Raw genomic sequence first — 24,214 nt, 5'->3', positions numbered from 1 at the left:
GTGTACGTCGCTGCCGGAATCGCCGCCCATTTCGCATACAGCGTCATATTTCCCAATACCGCATTGAACCTAGGGTCCCATGGCGTTGCATAACTTGTGTCGTTGTACCAGCCTTCAAACGTGTACCCCTCTTTCTCCGGTACGTACGGCTGGGCAGTAACATCTCCATAGCTTACTAACACGGGGATGCCGGCTCTGCCATCCTGATAATCGAACGTTACTGTGTACTTGGTGAGCTCCCATTCGTCAAAGAGGGAGAGATCGTCGCTCACCGTATCGGTATCGAAGTTCCACATTTTCCCTCCACGGATATGCCAGCCCTTGAAGGTATAGTGCTCAAACGTCAGATCAGCCGGCTTTTCGAGCTTCGAGCCCGCAAAAACTTTATATGTGTTCGAGTATCCGCCGTATTCCGAGATGTAAGTGACTTCGAACATTCTCGTCCATTTCGCGTATATAGAAGTAAAACCCATCACCGTATCGGTATCGAAATCCCATGGTGTTTCAAGGCTCGCTTCCTTATACCAGCCGTTGAAATAAACCCCTTTGGACCTACTAATCGGATTCGAGGGCTTCGCGATTTTCGCTCCGCGGCTTACATGGAGCAATCGGGTCTCGAGATCACCTTCAAAGTAGCCGCTTCCTATTTCGAATGTGACCGAATACGTGCTATCCTTCCACTTCGCATACAATGTCGTATCGCCGCTGAGCGTATCGGTCTCCACGTTCCACGGCGTCTCAAGACTTGCTTCCTTGTACCAGCCGTCGAATTCGTACTCACCCTCTTTATAAGGGCCTGCTGGCATCGGGATCTTGGCTCCCGGATATAGACCAGTAATGCTGTCCACTTCGATGCCTCCGCGCACGTCGAAAGTAACCATGTAGCCCGGCTCAGAGAACCAACCCGCATACAACGTCATATCTCTGTTCACCGGATCGGCCGAAAAGTTCCACTCCGTCGTCAGACTTGCATCCTGATACCACCCCGTGAAGATGTACCCCGATTTGGTCGGGGTTGCCGGAGCCGGAATCGTTCCCGAATAGGTCAACTTGTCTGGAACAGCACTGCCTCCTTGCGTGTCGAAGGTGACCGTGTACACCGCTACCCACTTTGCATAGAGCGTGGTGTCGGCATTAACCGTATCCGCAGCAAAATTCCATTGTGTCGCAAAGCTCGGTTCTTTATACCAGCCTTCAAGATAGTGGCCCTCCCGAGTTAGAAGGGGAATGCGAATCTTCTCCCCGGGGCCGACGCCGGTCAAGCTCGCAAACGCAGGGCCTCCCTGCGAATCGAAGGATACGGTGTAACTCTGGCCCTCCGTCCACTTTGCATACAGCGTCATACTCTTGTTCACAATATCCGTCTCGAAGTACCATGGCGTTACATAGCTCGCTTCGCTGTACCAGCCCGCGAAGGTGTAGCCCTCTCTGACCGGAGAGACCGGAGCGCTGATTGGTCCCTTCGTGACGCCGGTTAGATATGCGATCGTGCCGCTGCCACCCTGCGCTTCGAAGACGATTGTGTAGGCTTGAACCCACTTCGCGTACAGCGTGAGGTCCGATTCAACTATATCCGTGTCGAAATGCCATTGCTTGCTGTAACTCGAATCGGCATACCACCCCAAGAAAGAGTGGCCCTCACGGGTCGTAATCGGCTCGCTAATCGTGGTGCCCGGCATGACGTCCGTCAAGCCCGCGACCGGACTGCCTCCCTGCGAATTGAAGGTTACCGTAGCCATCGGCCTCGTTACTGTCAACGTGTAGGATCCCTGCGTCGTTCCGTCTTCCGCTGTTACCATAATCGCAATCGTATTGCTTCCCACATTCAGAGCAATCGGTCTCGATGCGCCGCCGTTTGGCGACGCTTCTCCGTCTACCTTGATTGTTGCCAATTTACTTCGCGTCGTCGGCGTAACCGAAATACTGCCCACGCCGCTCGTTACGCTTGCCGCGAATTTCGAATTGTCCGTCGAATCCCTCGCAATCGTGCCGCTAGATATTGTCAAAGCGTTTAAATAAGCATCCGAAGCGGCCAATCGTTTGACCTTAACCGTGTAGATTCTCGTTGTCGTGCCGTCTTGGGCCGTCACCTTCACCGTAATCGTGTTCGTACCCAAGCTCAGATCGACGGAATTATCCTTGCCGCTTGTCGCCGGTATCCCGTTTATCGTCACCGTGGCCGCGATATCCGACAAATCCGGCTTCACAAGAAGCCTGCTCATGTCGGTAACGGAGCCTATGTCGTAATTCGGCAAACTCGAGTTGAATCCTAAACCAAACGGTCTCTTGTCTTCCGTAGTTACGTTCAAAAAGCTCAGTTTCGCGTCGCTGCCCGGAAGCCCCGCACGGGTTACCGTCAAGGTGTGGTTTCTTAGCGCTCCGTCTTCTGCCTTGACCAGAATTGAAATCGTATTGACGCCCACATCCAGGGCGATCGCCTCCGAAGCGCTGCCGCTGTCCACATCCTTAGCGTTTACCTGAATTGTCGCTTTGCTGTCCTGCGCCATAGGCGTAACCGTGATTTCACTTACAACGTTCGCCACGTCTGCATAGTAACTCAAAAATAACGCGTCCGACTTGTCTTCGTAAGCCGTTCCGCCGGACATCGTCAATCCGCTTAGAAACGCATTTGTGCTCGCGGCAGAAGCATAAGAAGGAAGTAATCCCGCTAGCATGCACAATACCGTGAATAAATAAAAACCGCGCTTCATCATGAAGTCTCAACACCCCTCTTACAATCGTTATCGAACCTGTCTTCTATTATAAAAGAAAGCCTAACGGATTTGACCCGCCCTTTCGGGTAGGTCGGCAACACTAAATCGGGTAGGCTTTTTATCGCTGCATGCTCTGCCGAACGCATAAGAGACAGTACCTATAGGCACTGTCTAAGAGCTTTATCCCCGCTATTATCGCCTCAAACCGGATGCCGGTGCTGCTTTGACTCGTTGAATCGCTTGCACCCGATTATGTACCCCTAACTTGCGATAGACATTCTTTACATGGAACTTTACCGTGTCCAGGGTAATACTCAGTTGATCGGCTATCTCCTTATAGATCAAGCCCTCCGTGAGCAAAACAAGCACCTGCTCTTCCTTCTCAGTCAGCACCTCATCCGGCAAAAGCTTATTGGACCGACCATTGCCAGCAGCTTCAAGAAGCAGGCGGATATATTTCAATTGCGACGGTGACATCGCAGCTTCTTGCCGTTCGTTTAGAAGATCGGCCAGCATTTCAACCATCAGCGGACCCTCGTCGAGGAAACTGCGAATATAGCCCGCCGGTTCCGAGAGCTGCAAGGCGCTTTGCAAGGGAGCAAACGCCGCTTCAGGACGATCGGATTGCCGAAGCACCATACTCTGCACGATCTTCAGCTTGATTCGGCCCCGCAAACGATTCTCCTTGTCTGCCAGACGTTCCAGTTGTTCGAGCAATTGCTGTGCGTCCTCTGTCCGGTCGTTCGCTGCAAGAACTCTTGCCAGAACCAGATACTCCTCGTAATGGCGGTCCGAGACTTCATCAGAAGGCGACATCCCACTCTGCTCCAACCAATCGTATGCTTCCCGAAGCTGCCCCTGATTCAGGAAAAGCCGGGCTTGCTCCGCTATGATTCTCTTCCAAATAACTTGCTGATCGGGCGAATCGACGTTCGAGCCGAACTGGCCAAGCCATTCGACCGCTTGACATCCACTTCCCACCGCCTGTTGAAGCCCAGATGAGACAATACCGAGCTGAATCCAAATCCATACGTTGGTCCGCAGATCCTCTCGGCTCATCGCCTGTCCGAGATACGTCTCCGCCTCTTCCAACCGATTCCACTCGTATAGAAGCAGGACATACGACAAATACAGGTAGCCGATATGCGGATAGACTCTTTTCTTCTCCCATGCCTTAATCCACTTCAGCAGAAATTGTTCCACCTCGCGAAGTTCGTCGGTCAGCGAGAGAAGATCCATAAACCCTTCATGCCCCTGATACCGTTTGCTTGATGATTGCTGGAAACTGCTTCCCTCCGGCAAATACAGCTCCGACAGCTCAAAATAGCGTGAAGTCAGCGGCAAGTTCTGCTGTAAATACGAGAAAATCCCGCCTAGATAATAGAGATTGCCAATCAACTGATTCCATTCGGGCTCAGGGATAAAGGCTTTCATGGCTTGGAACCGCTTTTCTGCTTGTTCGGTCCTGTGCAGCCCTTGACTCCATTTTCCATCCATCAATAATTTAGAGATATAGAACAATTCGAACGTCGGCTTGTGTGCGTAGCTGCTCTCCGGCAAGGACGCAATCCATCTTAAAAGCACATTGCTCTTCAATAATAGGAGAGCCGGCATAATACGTTCGATAAGCCGAACGGCGTCCTCTGACTGCTGCGCCTTAATGTAATGCTCCACCGCCTCTTCGTAGAGCCTTTCAGCCTCATGCCAAATCGCAGCCCGACGATGAGATTGTTTCCACAGCTCCGGATGTTCCTTGGCGCTCAGTTGCTGCAGAAACTCGGCCAAAAGATGGTGATACCGGAACCAATAGCGCTGTTCGTCCAAAGGAATAATAAACAAATTCAACTGCTCTAATCGCTCAAGTTGGCCCTGGCTGTCGGTTTGTCCCGTTACCGCTGCGCACAACTCCCCGTTCATACGGCTCAGAACGGAGGTAGATAGCAGGAATCTCCGCAAGGATTCCGGCAAGTCCCCGAATACTTCTTCCAATAAATAATCGGAGATTTGACGCTGTCGGCCGTTGAACTGACGAATGGTATCTGCGATATTGCCGCTTCGTTTCAGCGTGATGGCCGCAAGCTGAAGTCCGCTCACCCAGCCCTCCGTTTGTTGAAATAATGCGACGACTTGCTGCTTCGTTAGCGATAAGTCCGTCGTCTCCCGGAAGAAAACAATCCCCTCCTCCAGCTCGAATCGCACATCCTCGATTCTAATGACATGCATCTCGCCTTTTGCAAGAAGCCTGGTCGTGGGAAAAGGCAACTCGGTACGACATGCGATATAGAGATGGACATGCTGAGGCAGATGTTGCAGCATATATCGGATCGATTCGTTGACAGGTGCATTGTAAATTACATGGTAGTCGTCCAGAATCAGAACAAAATCGCTGTCAATCGTGCTAAGTTCATTTAAAAACGCCGCAATGGCGGAATCAATGGAAGCCGCCGACTCCTGTTCTAGCAGAAAGCCTATTGATTCACCGAAACGCGGCAGCCTTTCTCGTATGGACGCCACAATACAGCTCCAGAACGCGCTCCAATCGTTATCGTATTTATCCAGCGAAACCCAGGCAACCAGAGAGCCGCATTGCCGCGCCCATTCGCTTAATACTGTCGTTTTGCCGTAGCCGGCTTGGGCAGACAGCAACGTCAGCTTGACCTCCATGCCTTCCTCCAGTTTTCGCGTCAGCCGAGGCCTTTCGATCAGTGCTTTTCGCGCAGGGGGAATAAGAAATTTTGTGCTTCTAATCATGATTGATTCCTCCGTAAGCTGATTAATCCATTTATATATTCGGTATTCGATTTATTTTGACAATTATCCTTTTTATTCTCTAAATAATGACTCAACCTCAGTATCAGTGTTTGACATGCAATGAACGGACACCATGTACTGACTGCTGCGGCGCTCCCTGCTTCCTCGCTTCCCTGCATTCAGGTATAGTTAACGCGCAATTTGACATAGTCAGGTATATAAGGAGCTGTCGCCTCTAAATCCACCAATATGCAAGTAAGCACGTTAAAAAGTCTCCTGGGTTAGATCCTCCGCCTGATCCCAATCACCTGTCATCGACAACACATATCGATAAACCTGATCCGCATACATTTTATAGACATCAGCAAAGCTTTCCAGCCCTTCCCTCCCTTCTGCCAGCTTCTTGTTAGACGACCGAACAGCTAAAAAGATACAACCTTTTTCCATAAATTTTATCATAAGTAGCGTAAGTAACATGCTCGACTAGCACAACGTGGCGTTGGTTTTTCTCCATAAAAAAATACAGAGCGACGGCGACAAACTCACCTTGCTCTGCTTCAATAGATATTCGGAGAATAACTAATTTTTTTCTTGGGCTGCATCGATCTTCTTTCGCATCCTTGCCATGACTTGATCATGATCAAGCAATTGCATCCCCTCGTAAATCTGTTTTTCTGCGACCAAAAGCTTGGATTACAGTTTTATGCGTGCATCCATTCGCTGGTATGCCCATGACTCATGACAACCAAATCTGCTTCCTCGTTACGGGTCAGAATTACGGGTTCATTCCGTTCATGACAAAGCTTTGAAAACCCATTGTAGTCCTGTCTAATTGTCGTTGATGGCTTAATATGCACGTTGTATACCTCTTTTCGAATAACATTATTCTACTAAATAATATCAATATACTCATTTCAAAATCCCCCGTGACATTGTCATGTATGTCTGGTCTTCTCGTTCACATCCACCCTGTTTCTGAAACAAGCCGAGTTGAATTCCAACTCAGGCCCAAAGATGCAGGTTGGACATTTAATCCCTATCCGAAGGATTCTCTTGCGCTACTTCGGCGCGAATCGAGTTTCGCCTTTTTTCGTGTTTACTCCAAATAAAAAAACACATCGCCCAAGGCACAAGCCCCATATGGCGATGTATTCAAGATGCATATACTATTATTTCGCTTAAGCCTTCTCCTTCTCCCCCACCGCAACCGGATTCCCACTATCCGAACTCCAATCGCTCCAGTTAAAGTTTCTGTTATGGTATTTTAATGACCTTCTACTAGCATTCCCGCTATTATCTCATTTCTGAGCGTAGATTTTAGAACTTAGCGATCCGGCAGCTTCATTAAAAATTGCCGCACCGACGATTGAATCCTCAGAAAATTACAAAATGGTCAGTCCTACTTTCTAAATTTTTTTTTATATAAAGCAGCTATTTTTACGAATATTTTATCGAAAGAGTCACCAAAAAATTTTCTGACCAGAAAACCTACCAAAGCAAAAAATAGCGAAATAATTAATATAAACACAGCTAGTTTAAGTCCTGTTTCTATAGATTCCATTTCGTCACAACTCCTTCTTTCAATTATCTATAGCCTCTACGCATTCGCCGAAGAGATGGAACAAAGGTTTCCTTGATCCATCAAAGTGCGCTAAAATGCTGATCCCGGCGATAAGAAGCACTATAATGAATCAGTATGGAAGTGAATATTACCCTTTTATTGTAACGTAAGCCTATATATACATCAATAATAAATCTCTTTGCTATAGGGTATAGGTCACTAGCGTTGCATAAATTTTATCTGAATATTCATAACTTTCTGTCCTGTTAATATTTGTACGCGAAAAAGTTAACGACTTCTGCGTACCTGAAGCTGTTCTTGCATGCACAGCTGCAAGGCAGTGAAGGACTTCGGCATATCGCTGACGATGTACTCAGCAAGGCATTTCAAGAGGAACTTGGGCTCACATCGATTTCGGCAGCTCAGCTCAGTCGTAAGCACAAACAGGTGAATCCAGAGCTGCTTCAGCAGGTGTTCGAGCGTCTCGTAAAACGGATTTTTGCAACCTACCACGCTCCGGCTCATCGTCATTCAATCAAGATTATTGACTCATCAACGGTCGTCCTCTGTTTGCAACAGTACAAATGGGCAACGTTTCGTAAGACGAGGGCGGGCATCAAACTCCATATGCGACTGGCATTTTTCGGCGAACATGATGTTATACCGGATAAGGCGACGATCACGGCAACTAAGAAGAATGACCGCACCCAGCTCGATGAGCTAGTCGATGAACCTGGCGTCACTTATGTGTTTGACCGTGGCTACATCGATTATGCAGCATTCGATCGCTACTGCGAGAGCGACATTTCTTTCGTCACTCGGTTCAAGAATAACGCTTGCGTGGAGCCGCTTGAATTCCTTGACATCAAAACATAAAGCAGCGTCAGCGAAGACGTCATCGTGCATGTGGGTTCGCAGCAGAAGAAAATGAAACATAAGCTGCTGATGGTTCAAACCGAAGACTCGCAAGGTAATCTGCTATTCTTGGTCACGAACCGATTTGACCTTTCATGCGACGAAATAAGTGAGATGTGTCGAAGTCGCTGGGCGATTGAAACGTTCTTCAAGTGGATGAAGCAGCATCTGCGGATTAAGCATTTTCACGGACAAAGTGATCATGCCGTTCACAACCAGATTTGGATCGCGTTGATCGCCTTCTGCTTGCTCTTACTTGTAAAGTTGGAGACAAAGGCCCCGCACAGCCTGTTGCAACTGACCCGTTGGCTGACGAAACTACTGTGGCAGCCTACGCCGAGTGGTTAATTCGGATGAAGCGAAAGCCGAGCCGTTAATCCCAAGGAAGACGACGAAGAGAAACAACCGTTTAATCGGCAAGCCCTTGTAATTACTCATGTGAACAAATTTACACAATTCATCCAAATGGAAGGTGCTACCTTTAAGAAGAGTTCAACCTTTTGGATTTGCATCCAGAAAAATTTTCTTAATTTTCAGACAGATCTTTGGTCAGGGTTTATGCAACGCTAGTGCGTATAGGTTCAAGTCAGGTTTGGCAGTCTGATCGTTTTTACATGAAGTTCCTGCGGACATGTGAACTCATTAAATCCTTGAATTCAAGGGGATCTCTTGGTTAATCTGCTTATCCTGCCCTACTCTTCATATAAAAATCGCATACAATAACACGAATCGTCAATCCATAAAACGCCATTTAGTTCGCATTTTAATAAATTACTATATTGGAAAATATCCCTCTATCATGGTATTATGGCAAAAAAAAGGAGGTAATACAATGTTGAGAAAATTTACTAGTTTGTGCACTACTCTATGTCTATCTATCGCTCTAATTTTACCGGTTAGCGCACCGGTTAGCGCAAGCGGATCCTTGTCGCCTGACACAATTGTAACTAAAGAGAATGTGAAGCAAGTTGTGGAATATTTGGGTTTAGATTCTAGTGATTTGCAAAAAGCCGATGCTTCGGACGATTTCATTGCTATTACTGTGGGGGAATTGCAACAAGCTCTTAATCAATTACAACAAGCGCCTAAAAAAGTTACATCCCTGGATAACAGCAATGGAATAGCTCCTCAAAGTGTAGTAGCCCCTCAAAATACGTCTACTTTTTGCACTGGATTACAAATGCTCTATTACACAACTAATCTCGGCGGGTCATTTGAATTAGCATATGAAGCAGCTTCAAACTATTCATGGAACAAATTCACTTCTGTAAACAATGCGACTGTTTCAGTAGTAGATAACGACGATAATCTTCTCACGACTTTCACAATCTCTAGTAGAACTGTTGGGGCTAAAGTTACTAGTTCCGGAGCTAAAGTTGAATTGACAGCTACCGTTAAAGTAGATTCGTGGCTGTCCATTGGAAACGTTGGACTTATCAAAGTAATGACTACAACAGTTAATACAACAAAGGAATGGACTACCCAACAAGCAGGAATCCCAATGTGCGTTTAGAAGACTGTCCAGCGTTTCATTGAATCACGTTTACATTTTAGATATCATATTTTTTTGCAATCCTCAGCCGAGCATCGCTAATACCGCTGCTCGGCTTTTATTTTTGGAAATGAAACAGTCCGGTAGCTTCGAGTTTCGAGCTATTTTACTTAACAATCAACAAGCACGCTTTATGGGGATGTTTATGCGCGCAAACCTCCATGAGCAAACCCTCCTACTGTTGTACGCCTCATTGTTCTTCCTCATCGCCTGTCGCTACATTTTTGCGGGTAAGAAAACCAATCCGACCAGCTTCTTGCTCCCCCACATCCCTTAGCTTGGTCAAGCCGAACAGAACTCCAACAAAAGGCCAAGTGAAGCAAGATAGCACTTGAAAAGACCGAATTGCAACCGTGTTGTTTGCACAGTGTTGAACCCGTGTTTGCGACGCAGTTATCTGATGTTAATTACATGCTGAATAAACGATGAGACTAATAGATGTGGGCTCTCTTGAGTAGATCGGGCTTGAGGCACGAACAAGGTGCTTACGAAAAAGAGGTGGCCTATCAACGTTTTATAACTGATGTATCTTTGCCCTGCTAACGAGCAGACAAGTTTGCCAATTACTAATTTAGAGGCGTAAGGATCGTGCTCGGCGTGGTCGGCATCATCGATTCGTAATCGAGCAAACTCTATAACAACATGCTGATATCCCCTACATTGTCCCCAGCAGAGGATGCCCGTTTTTCTTGCATATTCAATGACATGCAGTGCTCCCCTCATACTTTTATATGGACTTCCGGGAGCAATCCAGCAACCATTACAACAGGAGATGATGCTATCAAAATCATACTCTGCGTTCTCGGTTGATATCCATTCTATTTCTATGGAACCTCTAGCTGCGTACATGAATGCACAACGCTTGGTTGGCTGCCGTGTGCGGTAATTCCATCACATTTCTTATTCAACAACACAATCTTACCCAACTGCCGGACTATGCTGACTCCAGGGTTCTTGCAACTGCTTTTCTCTACCTCTCGTTTACAAGCTGTTTACAGAAAAGCCCAAAGAGGGCCGCAACAGGTCACTACCAGGCAACCTGTCACAGCCCCCAAACCCTCGTCCGACATGGCTTCTCAGCTCTTACTTTTCCCCCGTAGCCACCGGATTCTCGCTATCCGAGCTCCAATCGCTCCAACTCCCCGCATAAATCTTCACATTCTTAAACCCTGCCTCCTGCAGCGCAAAAAAGTTAGGCGTAGCGGTAACGCCAGAACCGCAGTACACGATAATCTCATCATCCTTCGAAAGCCCCGCAAAGCGTTCCTCCTGCTCCTCCGGCGATTTCCACACGCCATCCACATGGCGGCTTTCCACCCAAAAATGATTAATCGCCCCCGGAATATGTCCGGCCGCCGGGTCCATTGGCTCGACTTCCCCCCGATAGCGAGGCGCTTCACGCGAATCAATAATCACGATCCCGTCCTTGCCGATGCTCTCCTTCACATAAGAGCGGCTTACTAGAATCTCATCCCGCAAAGCTGGCTCAAAAATAACCCCTTCCACCGCAACCGGATCTTCTGAGCTAACGGGATAATCTACTGCTTGCCAAGCAGTGAATCCGCCTTCCAGCACATACACTTGCCCCTCATGCCCCATCCACTCAAGCAGCCAGCGCAGGCGCGAGGCCATCGCTCCGCCTTGGTTATGTAAACATTTCCTTCTACACTCGTGTTGGCAAGCTGTTGATTGTTGTTTGCAATTCCAAACTATTGTTTTCCGAGCCACGGAAGGATATTGTCCTTGCTTTTTAGCTTGTTCCAGCTGCTAACATCCAACCAGACTACTCCAAAGCAAAAAAGATACCGCTCCGTGGCTCAACAATAATAGATTAATAAGTGGGGTTCTGTTGCAGCACCGTATATTCCTTTGTGCCAATGAAGCCTCCCCCACATCATTTAATCAATTACGTATTATACCAACATGCTATACTCCAAAAGCGATTTAGACAAAACATTTCATCATCTAATCTTCAATCAAACAGCAACTTTTCTGTTGTCCTTTTGTTGTCCTAAACCTCTTGAAGGTACTTTTGTGATGCGGATCACAAATTCATTGCCGCGTGGATCACAGAACTTATAACCATATTATCTTACAATGGATTTAGTTAACCGTCAGTTCATACTTGCTATGTGAATGCCACGTGCGAGATTCATCTGGACGAGGGCTTCCTCCTGCCCAGCTCTCCAAATGAGGTTTATCAAGAATGGTGATCATACGTTGTTTAATAACAATAACCCCTGCCTTTTGCAGATCATGCAATGCTCGTGTAGCAGACTCACGACTTACACCAATCATATTGGAAAAATGTTGGTGGGTAACACGCCAGTTAATGAAGAAACTTCCGTCCTCCTGCACTTCACCGAAATTGGAGTTTAAGTCAAGGAGCAGATTCGCTACTCTTACTCCCGTATCGAGAAAGGCAAGGTACTCTAGCTTGCGGTCTGCTTGCCCAAGGCGCTCGGCCATTATATAAAACATTTTACGCCAAAGCTCCGGGTAAATTTGCATAAGCTCTTCCAATCCCGCTTTCCTGATTACCCACACGGTTGAATGCTCCAGTGCAGCTACGGTTGCCAAACGATGGTGATCATAATGTAATACTTCAAGCTCACCAATCGTTTCACCTGGAAACTGATGCCCGAATACTATTTCACGCTCTGCTTCTTCACGGTATATTTTAAAGGTTCCTGTATTGATAACATACATCTCATAGCCTGGATCTCCCTGGTAAAAGAGAACAGAGTTTTTCGCTATTTTACGCAAACTAAACTTGGCAAAAACCATATCCTTATCCTTAACCTCAATGCCTTTAAAGAGAATGCTATCCAGCACAGTATCCAACCCTAATCCCTCCATAACCAGCATCATAATGCTTTCTTCATTGTAATTCTATCCCCTTTGTTCGACAACAATAAACAAAAAATAACAAAATGATACTTATAGTCCGTCGCCTTCCAAACATCTATTATAGTATAATCTTCCTATAAACCAATTGATGTAAAAGGGTGCTTTAGATGGACATTTTAGAAGACTTCGGTCGACGCCTAAAAGAATTACGTTTGCGATCAGGTATGTCGCAGGAGATGGTTGCTTCACGATCCGGTTTGGACAGAACGTATATTGGAGGGGTTGAACGCGGAGAACGCAATGTTTCTCTAAAAAACATTGAGTTACTATGCAATACATTGGATGTGGACATCAGCTATTTTTTCGATGACGAGCGCTTCTCTCTGCATACTGCTTTTCTGAAAAGAGAACTATCACGTCCACTTGCAGAACGATTCGCCTATGAGGTAGATATACCAAGGAACCTACTTTCTTGGAAAGTAACGGGTGCTTTACATGCTGATGAAGTAAGGGAAATCTCGTTAGAGTTAAAAGCTATATGTCTGAAGCTTGAGATGGGTAAAGTCCGCCTTTTGGTAGATAATAGCTCAATGATGTCAAAAGGCCAGCCAATTGTTTTTACGAATGAGGTGATGGAACTTTGGGAGAAGCTTCAATTTTGGTTCGTTAATCATTGTATTCAAGTCATTTGTCTATGCAACTCCAAGTTAATGAAAAATCAGATGGATCGACTTGCTAAACGAAGTGGGATTATTAATGTGCAAAAAAATTTATACTCTGAAGACAAGCAGTGGTTGGCAGAAGAAGCCCGTCTTTTATTAATGAATTTCAAATAGACAGCTAAACATACAACCTAAATCACCATAAAACAGGAGGAAATATAATGTTGAAAAAAATCAATCTAAAATCCGCTACTATCGGCTTTGTTACAGGGGCACTATTTTTCTCAGGAGTTTCTTACGCTGCAACTGGGTCTCTCAAGATTGTTCAAAACGGAATTGATAAAACACCAACCGCAAGTGATTTGAAACCAGTTATTCAAAATGGAAGAGTGCTACTGCCAGTAAAAGCTGCTGCCGATCTATTAGACGTAAGTGTAACTTGGGATAATGCCTCAAAAACAATTACTATCGGGGAGAAAATGAAGGGGAAAGTCATTAAAGGGCTCGCATCCTATAGTAAAGCCATCGAGTCTGTTTCCTATCCTAACAAAGTGACGATTAACAACAAAGTTTATAATGCCCCTAGTATCGTTTTATATAGTAATTACCGTTCTGACGATCCAGAAGGCGCTTTTAAAATCAATCTGGATAGCAAGTATAAGAAACTGACCTATTCTCTAGGTGTTGATGATAGATCTTCAAAGAGCGCAAGTACAAATTTAATTTTTAAGGATGAGAACGGTAGACTCATAGATGAACAATCTATAGGATATAACGGTCTTAACGAGGCTATATCAATAGATGTCACAAACATCGTCCAATTGGTAGTTACAACAACAGGAACAAGTTGGACTAGCAATTATACTGCTCTCATAAACCCTGTACTTGAGTAAGTCTATGAATAGCAACAACGCGAGTATGAAATATTTGGTGTTTTTAAAATATCACCTACTAATTGCATATATCCCTGTCGTCTTTGCTTCCTTACTATTTATCAATACAATTATTAGTTTAGCAAATGATTTGTATCATTTTTATGTCCTAATATATTCTGAAGATTCTAGTGTGACAGGAGCAATATTATTTCAAGTGCTCAAAAAAGTAATTAAGTACGGATTTGGTCTACTGTTTGTAGGTGGCATTATTAAAATCCTTCAAACAGGTCTGTACTTCCTGCCTTATTTGGCAACCAAGAACTCCTTGTCCTTAAAGAACGTTTTGAAAGTAGGTCTGCGTAAGCTTTTTCCTGTTTTATTCATTAGTTTTGGCACTGGCTTATTAGTTAGTACCATTAGCTCAATTCTGGCACTGATACCGTTTGTGAATGCACTTCTCTTTCTACTTGTTCCATATTTAACTGCTCTACTCAGTATAGGTTTTGATTACATATTTTCGATTAATTTATCGAGAAATCAGTCATTGTTGTCGCACGTGGATAAACATATGAGTGAGCTTTACCTTAAAGATAAAAAATTTTTGCTGTATGCTTTAGCACTGGCCTTGTCTTACTCCGTACTAGCATCTATCTTTGTCAAACCGTATATTCAACAGAAGTTAGCAATCAAAATGGATTTAGATAACTGTAAGAAGGAGCAGATGCAGTATGAGCAATAACACAAGGGCAATAATGACTTTAGTAATGGCTATCTTCTTAGTTATGGGGCTTTTTTCATCAAACCATGCCTTGGCAGCCAAAACAACCACCTCCCCCTCCGTAACACGAGCAGAGCTTCTAAAAACAATTGCAGCTTCCTTCAAGCTGACAGGCCAAAATCATAAATCGTTGCTTATAGGGGCAGGAATCTACGTAGCCGGGGACATGGAAGGTAGTCTAAGTAAAGAAGCTACTAGAGAAGATTTTGCTAAATTGGCTGTACGAGGGTTGCTTCCAGAGTATTCAGGTAAAACGGGCAACTCTAATGAATTGTTTTTCCGCGCCATTAATCTGGGGCTCCTGTCCAGAACAGGCACTAAGGCTGAAACCCTTTCGCCAGATGGAATCATCACTCAGGCACAACTCAGCACTTTGCAAGCACGTCTAGCCAAGATCAAGGCTGGCAATAAGTTGGCTTTCGATAAGGGTGCAAGTTCCTACGCGGAAGTCGAGTGGCATGGTCATAACATGATCACAATGTTCAACCAGAACGATCTGGTCAAGTTCCCGCATCGTCTCAGCATCAACAAGAGTTACGATGCAGTTATTGAGAAATTTATGATCCTTGACCCGGCAGACAAAAGCGAGCTTTACTCGGAGTATTGGAAAGACGCAACCTTTGGCACGGGTCCTTACAGTTCAAAAGACTACGTGTACCTGTTCAAGGTAGTTGGAGAGGTAAAGGCGAGTTCCTCCGGTCTCCAAAGCACCCAAAGAAGTTTCTATCCTTATACTGAGGGTGAAGGTGGGGGAGTGATCCTACACGACCGTTATTGGAAGGGTAGTATGGATGACCAAGTTCAACGTGATTACGCAGGGATTTACCAAAGCCGTCTCCTGCTTTCGTTGGATAAGGTAGGTACCAAAGGGTATAACTATGATATACGGTACGTTCCTAAGACTTGGGTAGCTGGGCAGATCAAGCGTTTTGGCGCTCTCCCAATTCACTTAGAACGTTATAACAAAATTTCTCCCATGTATCTTACGGAGGTGAAAGACGGATGGGCAAACGATTAATAGCCCTCCTTCTAATTCTAGCTGTTGGCGTAGGGGTCTTGCCCCCTGCGCCAACAGTAGTTTTAGGGGCTACTCAAAATATAACAACAGCTGTTCCATTTGCTTCCGGACAAATCACTAGTTCAAACTCAACACAATCAGTAACCACAACCCTAAACGTCCCAGCTGGAGCTACCATAAAGTCTTATCAGGTATGGCAGATGGGCTATTCTGGGGGTAGCTGGAAGTATATAAACAAGGGGACGATGGGCGGTAGCATTACTTCCACCTCCTTAAAATTTAACTCTTCTCTCTGTTACCTATATAATTGACAGGCTACGTATTCATAATGTAAAATTCACCCAAAATTTTAAGGAGTGAATTTTACATGTGTGATTGCCCTAACTGTTATCCTGGTTATCTTACAACTATTGAAGCAGAAGAAAGTAGGCCTTGGACTGAAGGACAAAAGAAGTTTTTTGCGAGTTACCTTGATAAACTGGCACCTGACCAATGGGCCCGCGATGAACTCTACAAGATTTTTAATATGTAAACCAAAAAGGAGCCCCACACACAGGCTCCTTTATTTCCACCAAATATGCTCTATATCCTCCGCATTTAAAGCTTCTATCCACTCCGAACTAGCTATATAGACCTTTCTTGCTTCTCCCACATTAACACCCCGCCACTGGACAATGCCCTTCAGATCGAATAGATAGCCCTGTTTATCGCTGGATGCCCAAACAGAATTCTCGTAAGGCTGACTTCCCTCCAATACCTCCTCCAAAGTTGTAGCAATGACCAATGGTGCTACGGCAATCCCCTTGAAAAAGGCTGCGCGTTCTCTTTGAACGCCTTCGCTAAAACTATTATTATCCGTCGGAATTTTAGGGTTAAATAAATCTGCAATTCGGCTGGGTCGGTTAGTTCCTTTCTTACCCTGCTTCACCACAAACATAATGACATGCTGATCTATCTTGCACAGCTTCGAGTTTAGATGAGCATATATACGTAGCTTGCTCACCTTTTCAATCAGCGTGACATAATTTTGCCTGGATGTATCCATTTCAATATTAATTCCTAGACTTTTATTGCCGATCCGTATTTGCAGGAACCCATCCGGCCAATACACGGGCTCTTTATATAAAACATCCCTGTTCCCGATTACTGTACTCTTCGTCGTTGGATATAGCATTTTGGTGACAATCGGGCCATACGCTTTCTCCACTCCTCCTTCTTTCGGACAAACCTCTATCATTCTACATAACACATCAGACACGTAGGCATCATGTTTAGGTGAATATTTCGGCCTATAATTCTCCAGGCTACCCGCTTCAGGCAGCCTATACGTCCCTTTTCGTTGCTCAAACACTCGATCCCCCAACCCATTCTCAAAAGCAAATAATCGCTCTAGTAACCTTATCGCTTTCGGCAAGATATGCCAGTACACACGCCCACTTGCTAAACGTACATCTGCAACCCATCCAAACTCTTTAAAAGCTTGCATATATCGGCTTACTGTCTGTGGATTTTTAATACTTAGGCCTAATAAGCCCGCTATTTGCCTACACGTTAGTCCATCAAACGTATACAATAACAAAAGAAACTTGCTGTAGGCTTTTCTGTAGTCACAACCTATTCCGGGAAGCTTGTCGTTATTAGGCTTCTGTTTATGCGCCCGTTGAATCGACGACTTGGTCATTATCCTTTTCATATTCAGCCATCCCCCTCTGGGTGAATTCCTCGTTAGCTTGCATTTTTGGTGTAATCAGCGTTCACCAAATCGCTTCTTACATGCCGTCACCCATATCACTTTACATATTTGTTTAGAGACCAAACGATTAACTTCACTCACATCAGGAGTGATTCCACTATGATTTGATCTCTATTTAGAGGTTGGAGATGCCTTTATGCTCTTTGCTTTCATTTGTGAGAAACTATGCCTCATTATATTTTCCCTTGGCCATCACCACAATAAATATTCCTCAGTCTCTTTCCATCCGTTGAAAAAGCACAGAAGCATGCAACATCATTTTGTTAACCTGCTGTTCTTTTGTACACGCCATCCCTATAGAAACGCCCACCCATAATTGTGTGCATATGTTAGCGGATGGTAAAATTTAAATAAAGCACAATAAGGAGTTGTTTCAGATGGCAGCTTTAAATGGGCATATTCGATTTCGCAAGCAAAATCAGAAGTGGGAATTCTCCATACCTCTTGGTAAAAAGCCCGATGGGACGAAACAACGTTTTACCAAGGGTGGCTTTGCGACACGCGAAGCAGCAGAAGCTGCGTATATTCAAGGACACTTTAATAGAGGACATGGATTATTGGTACCCAGCCCGACACAGACCGTGGGAAGCTTCTTTATAGCTTGGCTGCTTCAAAAAGAAGCCAATATCACTATTAGCTCTTACAAGGCTTATAACTCCTACTTTCAGAATTATATCCAACCACAACTGGGCAATATCCCTCTTTCTAAACTGACTGTCCTCCACGTGGAATGGATGTACCGGCAGATGAGAAAGGAACTGAAACTCTCGCCTCAAACTATTCGCTACACCCATAGGCTGCTGGTACAAGGTCTACGGTTTGCTGTACGCAAAAAACTATTAGCAGAAAATCCAGCCGAACATGCCGAACTTCCACGCCTTCGCAAAACAGCACCTCGTTTCTGGACGGCAGAAGAACTTAGCCGGTTCCTTATAGCAGCTAAAGACTCTCGCTTTTACGCCACGTTCCTTCTCAGCGCTTATACCGGAATGCGTTTGGGGGAAGTTCTTGCTCTTCAATGGAGGGACATTGACTTTGTGCAAGGTACTGTAACCATATCTAAATCCATAACAAAAGCTATGAAAGGATATGAAGTTGGCAAGCCTAAAACGGATTCCAGCAACCGTTGTATAGCCTTGCCACCAGCGATTATGGAGGCACTCAGTAGCAGAAGAATGCTGCAACTAGCTGGAGAGACTCGACTCTTTAATGAACAGATGGACTTTATTGCCCATACGAGACAAGGAAACTTTGTAAACCCTCGAAGTCTTTACAAGGAGTTTCGACGCATTATAGATAAAGAGCAAATAACAAGGGTATGTTTCCACAGCATTCGTCATACTCATACATCGCTGCTAATGGCAAATGGAGTAGGAATAAAAGCCATCTCGCAAAGGCTTGGGCACTCATCAAGCAGCATGACACTGAATGTTTATGCTCACGTACTACCACAAATGGAAGAGGAAATTGTTGATACGCTCGATCAAATGCTAGCTCCTAGCCACTTGACCCAACGTTAGGTGGTTATTTATTACTCGTATTTCCTAAAAATTGAATACAAAAATGATCACTTTTCTCTACGACACTCAGCATATGCTATAGAGAAAAGCGATCAGGACTCTAGTTTCATTGGCTACCGCAAGAACAAGCAGCTTTGAAACTGCTAGTGGCCAAAGGTGGTGAAACCTGAAAGTCCATTCCCAACTGTGACACGGAACGGTACTTCCCCTGGACTTAAGCAACTTCGGGCGGGTTGCAATAGCTAGACACACTTTGAAGCCAAGAAAACTAACCCCGTGTGACGGAAGCATGGTTTGTTATCGTAAGTTTTGTAGATGGGCAGGCACGCTGGGGTGACGAGAACAAATCAAACATAACATGCCCCTTTTAACCAATGAAAATGCAACCTCGGATAACAAATTCTAGCAGATACCGAGCTGCCTCTGGAAATTTCTTTGCTCCCGTGATAGGCGAACCGGCATCCTGCCCTTCAAGGAGTTATAGTTCAATAGAATCACCAGCGATTTAGATTACTTTGACCGTTTAGGATTGAAAATTAATAAGACGACCAATGAAACCAAGAAAAATATGCCCACAAAAACCCCCCAATAAATCGGAGCATTATTTATAGGTAAATTGGAATATCTAATCACTATTCGATGAATGATACCTGCTACAATAAATAATAAACAGTTTACAAATGAAAACCCTAAAGCCCTTATCATAAGTTATATCCTCCTAGAAATATTTAGTTTGTAAAAGAACTATAAATTAATAATTCTGCTCGAATTCTCAGCAATCTCTCTATCATGAGTTACGCATATAATAGTTTTGCCTTCTTCCTGTAACTCATGAAATAGGGAGAGGATAATTTTTTTGTTATGTTCATCTAGATTCCCTGTAGGTTCATCAGCAAAAATAATGTCACATGGTTTGATAATAATTCTTGCAATGGCTAATCGCTGTTGCTCTCCGCCGCTTAATTGGTATACTTTTTTCTTTAAATAACTCTCATCTAACTTAACACGACTTAGAGCATGCCTTAATCCATCTTGATTCAATTTGAGACGAAACTTAGTAGAAAGAAGAAGGTTCTCTTCCACAGTTTTATTTTCCATGAGTACATAATTTTGAAATATATATCCAAAGTGATACCTTCTTAATTTTTCAATGTCTTTTGGTTTCGGATTTGAATAATCCAATATTCTAATATTTCCTTTATCCGGGACATCTAACAAACCAATTAAATTTAATAGTGTGGTTTTTCCCGATCCACTTTCCCCCATGACGGTAACAAATTCATTTTTCGGGATAGATACGGACAAATCTGATAATACCATTTTTCCATCGAATGATTTGCTAACATTCTCAAGTTGAATCATATACTTTCTCCTTTAATAATTTTTGAAGTGTTTTTAGTATTGAAGTATTTAGTGAAGATATATATTAAACAAATCTCAATACATATAAGCACCAAAACAGCAAAAATAATTACGATATCTTTGAACCACAATAAAGTAATAATCCCACTGAAAGTATAAACACATAACATAATTAGTATTAATGATTTATTTCGATCCCAGTATGAATATCCGAATAAATATTTCAGATTAAGTTCATAAATATTATTTTTATAGTAACTCCATATATAAATGACTAAGAATAACACTGACAATACAATCATCAATAAAATCGAGACGAGCTGCTGAATAAAACTCTTCCACAAACTTGCTATAAGTTCACCTTGTTCTTGATAAACAGAAGCCACTGAATGTATATATTCCTGCGTATCAGACTGTTTTAGTAATGGAATAAGGCTGTTATACGCTTCTCCCTGTGAACTATCCTCAAAAAACAAACTCGATGTTGCATTCGCAGTAATTGTAGAGGAATCGTAACTATCATTAATTATTATTGCTATTGGGTCTTTAATATAATTATTTTCTTGTAATGAACCTAATCTGCTGTTGTATGTAAAGAACAGTTGATTGCTTTTCGTGTAGATAATATTAATATCTAATTCGTCTTCTGAGGTTGTATTCAATGGTTTATCTATTGACTTATTATAAATATTAGGTATGTCCACCTTTTGAAAATAAAAATACCCTTTATAATTAGAACGGATTAAGCCTTCGTACTTTTTAAATTGTTCAGGAACTAATATATTCAACACATTAGAATCAGAGTTGATTTGTTCGAGTACGTCCTTTCCATTAGCAGTTTCAATGGGATTGTACAATAAATAATTTTCATTTATATCAATTCTCCTGCCATATGGACCATAAACTCGTTCTTCTCCCTTGGTGTTTAGTTCATATGTGAAAATAGGACTCTTATCTGCACGTGATTCATTGTTTAAAAATAGCATCGCATTAATTACAAAAGCATTCTTTTCTGCTTTTAGTAATTGATAAAAATTATTAATTTTATCATTAACAATTTTCTCCTTAGCTAAGTCACCGTTTGTTTTGGGAAGATGAACTCTTATCTGATACATGTTTTTTGTATGTTTCCAATACGATATATTATCCAAATTCTGTTTCAGTGCCATTGTGCTGGAAAGTGACAAGTTAATGATAAATAGAAGTATTACAACTGTACATAGTTTCATAATGATTGATGCCAGTTGATAGTTTTCAAAAGGCGGCTTACCTTTCAAAGCTACATTGCCAAAAAATGACCGATCAATAAATATGACTGAAAACAATACCATTCCCGAGATTAAGAATAATGAAAAAAAGGCGATAGCAATAAATGTAATCAAAATCGCAAACCAAAAGTGAGATTGATGATAAAGAAAAACGGCTGGAACTAGAAGCACCCCAAGTCCAGAAATAATAAAGAAATACGTTTTGAGCATTTGATTTAACATAGAGAAATAAGATTGCATGAAAGAATAGCCCCATAGTTTTTTCAAATATATCTGTTTGCGGCCTTTATAAATTTGAAAAAAGATATGGACAAAAAGAATCAATGTAGCGAATACCATCAAATATAATAGTGTCTTATCAACAAACATAATAGGGCTCAGGCTTACCTGTTGGAACTTCACATCTGCAAAATGCGAAAAGGCTACGGAAGCGTTCTTTGCTATACTAGGATTTATTGATGACACATAAAAGGTACTCCCTACTCCAACATTACTGACTTGATCAAAATTATAATAACGTACCTTCCACACGGATATTGGAAAAGAAACATGTCCGATTTGTTTATCATTTATTAAATTATCATTTGCTATAAACTGATCTGACTCAGGCCAAGAACCACTTTCTAAGTGTACATTTGGATCCTTTTCTATATTTGAAGAGTATATATTTAGTGTATGCTCATCAAGAAAGTTGTACTGCGATATATTCACACCTTCATTAACAGAAAAATCCTTTAAAATCCTAATGAAATCAAGTTCATTGTTTTGATTAGTGTCTTTAAAGTTTATTTCCATAACTAAATGATCTTTCGTTAACAGGTTCGCTGCTTGTTGGTTTAAAGTGAAACTGAAGCCAAATAAGGTTAACGCCAGGACATAAACAGAGAGAAAAACATAATTTACTTTCATACAGCAAACTCCTTCAAGAAAAATAGATTTGCCAAAAAATATTTTGGCAAATCTATTTATTTCAATTTATTGAACGCCCCAGTTGACTGTATTTCCCCAAGCAGTATCAACGCAAATCGCTTGAGCCAGATACCCTGGTTGAATCCATCCGGATGAAATACTACCATTATAGTTTCCAGCAGCTGCACTATGAACTTTAGAGTTATGAGAATACTCTGAGAAATGTTTTGGAGCATCATCATAAAAACCATGAGCCCAAAAACCTCCACCAGCATTCTCAGTTACTAGAGTGAATAACTGAAACCCACCATTTCCTCTTTGCCCATCAATATTCAAAGATCCCGATGCAGAACCTTCGTTAACTACTTCTGCGAATGCAGCTACTGGGAGAATAAGTAGTGCCCCAACTGTTAGCGCAATCAATTTTTTCTTCATTGATAACATTCCTCCAAATAATATGATAAACACTCAATTATGATAGCTGGCCAGCTTATCATCGAACTTGACATATGCCACCCAACTGTGATTTAGCACCAACAGCTCTACCATTTGTATAATAAAACTGCTAGACTATCGAAGCCAATACCAGCTCACTGTCAAAGGCCAGCTGGTATTAGCACAGTCTAATTTGCCCCACAGAAAAGAATGGTATATTCTAAGAAATATTTACCAAGTCGACTTTCAAAGTATATCAACTATAATTTTCCTTGTAAATAGGTTATTTGCCTCATTGATTTTTAATAAATATATACTTAATAATCTTATTTTTTCTTTTAACCTTAAATATGGATGTTGAAATGTCTTGTATAGTGTGATTTTAGGCATCACCAATTCATATCCCCACAAAATGGATTGCTTCCCGGGCAAGAATACACTGACTTCTTTATTTAGTAAATGGCTTTCGGTGATCTTTACAAAACATTCACGGAGCAGATTCAAGCTGAAGCTAAAGACAAATATGTAAAGAAACCGATATCCCTCCTTGTCTGTTGGACATTAAAAGTGTTTAGTTTTAAATCCATTGTGTGTGAAGCAAGAATAAGGAGAGGTGGATAACATAAGCTTACCAGCCTCTGTGGGGCAGCAGGATTCACTGCTTTACTAGGAATTATCCGCTTAGAAGCACCATGAAATATCTATGCATAAGACCTCCTATTACGCTGCAAAAAGACAAACTTCGTTGTGGCAAAACTCCGCACTTTTTGATTACCAAACACAATTACAACATATGCTTCCAATTACCTAATATCACATTGAGTAGTTTCTAATTGTTCAGAATCCAGTGAATCAATAGATAAACATGAGCCCTTTTCTCAAAAGCGATTAAGATATACTTTAGAGAAAAGGGCTCAGAACTATATTATTATCATGCGTTTTGTTTATCCAGCCACAAGCATGGATCTGAGAGCTTCGAGCATTACTAAACGATATGCTCGGATAGTTATACGGATAGCACAACTGTTGAAAAACAAAACTTTTTGAGCCACACTATTAACGATATATCCACGGAAGCATGGTAGGGCTATCAGCTACAGAAATTGCGAGATATGTGGGATAACTTCTTAGCTCGTCCGAGCCACGGGACTGTACTTCCCTTGGACTTGAACAACTTTGGTGGGTTGCAGTAGCTAGGCACGCCTTGAAGCCAAGAGAAATAACTTCCCGTGCAACGGAAGTAAGTTGTGCTCTCGCTAGTTTTGTGGATGGACGGGCAACAAGGACGAAG

General features: G+C 42.9%; 17 protein-coding genes and 1 pseudogene. 7 read left to right on the top strand and 11 right to left on the bottom strand.

Annotation, left to right across the window (positions count from 1 at the left end; genetic code table 11):
* From ACSR9A_RS06110 to ACSR9A_RS06095, 4 genes are all read right to left on the bottom strand, one after another.
* A partial coding sequence (locus ACSR9A_RS06110; RefSeq protein ID WP_473756189.1) for an InlB B-repeat-containing protein occupies window positions 1-2,714 on the bottom strand: 2,714 nt, incomplete at its 3' end.
* A 192-nt stretch (window positions 2,715-2,906) separates the two neighbouring features.
* A complete protein-coding gene (locus ACSR9A_RS06105) occupies window positions 2,907-5,465 on the bottom strand; it encodes a winged helix-turn-helix domain-containing protein (protein ID WP_473756188.1) in 2,559 nt (852 codons plus the stop codon).
* 264 nt (window positions 5,466-5,729) lie between these two features.
* Complete coding sequence (locus ACSR9A_RS06100) at window positions 5,730-5,912, bottom strand: RNA polymerase sigma factor (RefSeq protein WP_473756187.1); 183 nt, start codon at window positions 5,910-5,912, stop codon at window positions 5,730-5,732.
* 952 nt (window positions 5,913-6,864) lie between these two features.
* A complete protein-coding gene (locus ACSR9A_RS06095) occupies window positions 6,865-7,026 on the bottom strand; it encodes a hypothetical protein (RefSeq protein ID WP_473756186.1) in 162 nt (53 codons plus the stop codon).
* Between the two features lie 273 nt (window positions 7,027-7,299).
* On the opposite strand from ACSR9A_RS06095, the pseudogene ACSR9A_RS06090 reads away from it, so the two are divergent.
* Together ACSR9A_RS06090 and ACSR9A_RS06085 are read left to right on the top strand one after the other, a co-directional pair.
* Window positions 7,300-8,289 (top strand): annotated as a pseudogene (locus ACSR9A_RS06090) (IS4 family transposase).
* Between the two features lie 484 nt (window positions 8,290-8,773).
* Window positions 8,774-9,454, top strand: coding sequence for a hypothetical protein (locus tag ACSR9A_RS06085; RefSeq protein WP_473756185.1), 681 nt, complete (start codon window positions 8,774-8,776; stop codon window positions 9,452-9,454).
* A 1,122-nt stretch (window positions 9,455-10,576) separates the two neighbouring features.
* Here ACSR9A_RS06085 and ACSR9A_RS06080 read toward each other — a convergent pair.
* Window positions 10,577-11,125 carry a sulfurtransferase gene (locus tag ACSR9A_RS06080; protein ID WP_473756184.1) on the bottom strand — a complete coding sequence of 183 codons (549 nt, stop codon included), beginning with the start codon at window positions 11,123-11,125 and terminating at the stop codon, window positions 10,577-10,579.
* A 471-nt stretch (window positions 11,126-11,596) separates the two neighbouring features.
* Complete coding sequence (locus ACSR9A_RS06075) at window positions 11,597-12,328, bottom strand: Crp/Fnr family transcriptional regulator (RefSeq protein WP_473756190.1); 732 nt, start codon at window positions 12,326-12,328, stop codon at window positions 11,597-11,599.
* A gap of 182 nt (window positions 12,329-12,510) precedes the next feature.
* Between ACSR9A_RS06075 and ACSR9A_RS06070 the strand changes: the two genes are divergently transcribed.
* The 4 genes from ACSR9A_RS06070 to ACSR9A_RS06055 are packed head-to-tail and all read left to right on the top strand — an operon-like array spanning window position 12,511 to window position 15,676.
* Window positions 12,511-13,179 carry a helix-turn-helix domain-containing protein gene (locus ACSR9A_RS06070; protein WP_473756183.1) on the top strand — a complete coding sequence of 223 codons (669 nt, stop codon included), beginning with the start codon at window positions 12,511-12,513 and terminating at the stop codon, window positions 13,177-13,179.
* Window positions 13,180-13,226: 47 nt separating this feature from the next.
* Window positions 13,227-13,898 carry a stalk domain-containing protein gene (locus ACSR9A_RS06065; RefSeq protein ID WP_473756182.1) on the top strand — a complete coding sequence of 224 codons (672 nt, stop codon included), beginning with the start codon at window positions 13,227-13,229 and terminating at the stop codon, window positions 13,896-13,898.
* A 25-nt stretch (window positions 13,899-13,923) separates the two neighbouring features.
* Window positions 13,924-14,619 carry a hypothetical protein gene (locus tag ACSR9A_RS06060; protein WP_473756181.1) on the top strand — a complete coding sequence of 232 codons (696 nt, stop codon included), beginning with the start codon at window positions 13,924-13,926 and terminating at the stop codon, window positions 14,617-14,619.
* Window positions 14,609-15,676 (top strand): hypothetical protein, encoded by a 1,068-nt coding sequence (locus ACSR9A_RS06055; RefSeq protein WP_473756180.1) that lies wholly within the window; start codon window positions 14,609-14,611, stop codon window positions 15,674-15,676. Before ACSR9A_RS06060 ends, ACSR9A_RS06055 begins: the two co-directional genes overlap by 11 nt.
* Before the next feature lie 562 nt (window positions 15,677-16,238).
* On the opposite strand, the gene ACSR9A_RS06050 is transcribed toward ACSR9A_RS06055, so the two are convergent.
* Entirely contained in the window at window positions 16,239-17,369 is a 1,131-nt protein-coding gene (locus tag ACSR9A_RS06050) for a hypothetical protein (protein ID WP_473756179.1), read from the bottom strand.
* 437 nt (window positions 17,370-17,806) lie between these two features.
* On the opposite strand from ACSR9A_RS06050, the gene ACSR9A_RS06045 reads away from it, so the two are divergent.
* The gene (locus ACSR9A_RS06045) at window positions 17,807-18,949 is read left to right on the top strand and encodes a site-specific integrase (RefSeq protein ID WP_473756178.1); all 1,143 of its coding nucleotides are present in this window, start codon (window positions 17,807-17,809) and stop codon (window positions 18,947-18,949) included.
* Window positions 18,950-19,459: 510 nt separating this feature from the next.
* On the opposite strand, the gene ACSR9A_RS06040 is transcribed toward ACSR9A_RS06045, so the two are convergent.
* From ACSR9A_RS06040 to ACSR9A_RS06025, 4 genes are all read right to left on the bottom strand, one after another.
* Window positions 19,460-19,654 (bottom strand): bacteriocin-like WGxF protein, encoded by a 195-nt coding sequence (locus tag ACSR9A_RS06040; RefSeq protein WP_473756177.1) that lies wholly within the window; start codon window positions 19,652-19,654, stop codon window positions 19,460-19,462.
* Between the two features lie 39 nt (window positions 19,655-19,693).
* Complete coding sequence (locus tag ACSR9A_RS06035; protein ID WP_473756176.1) at window positions 19,694-20,311, bottom strand: ABC transporter ATP-binding protein; 618 nt, start codon at window positions 20,309-20,311, stop codon at window positions 19,694-19,696.
* Entirely contained in the window at window positions 20,308-22,488 is a 2,181-nt protein-coding gene (locus ACSR9A_RS06030) for a DUF1430 domain-containing protein (protein ID WP_473756175.1), read from the bottom strand. Before ACSR9A_RS06030 ends, ACSR9A_RS06035 begins: the two co-directional genes overlap by 4 nt.
* A 66-nt stretch (window positions 22,489-22,554) precedes the next feature.
* Window positions 22,555-22,923, bottom strand: coding sequence for a lactococcin 972 family bacteriocin (locus tag ACSR9A_RS06025; RefSeq protein WP_473756174.1), 369 nt, complete (start codon window positions 22,921-22,923; stop codon window positions 22,555-22,557).
* Between the last annotated feature and the right edge of the window lie 1,291 nt (window positions 22,924-24,214).

This window comes from Paenibacillus sp. R-74696, assembly GCF_055814915.1.
The sequence above is the reverse complement of the archived record's forward strand: the minus strand, read 5'-3'. Positions and strand labels throughout refer to the sequence as shown.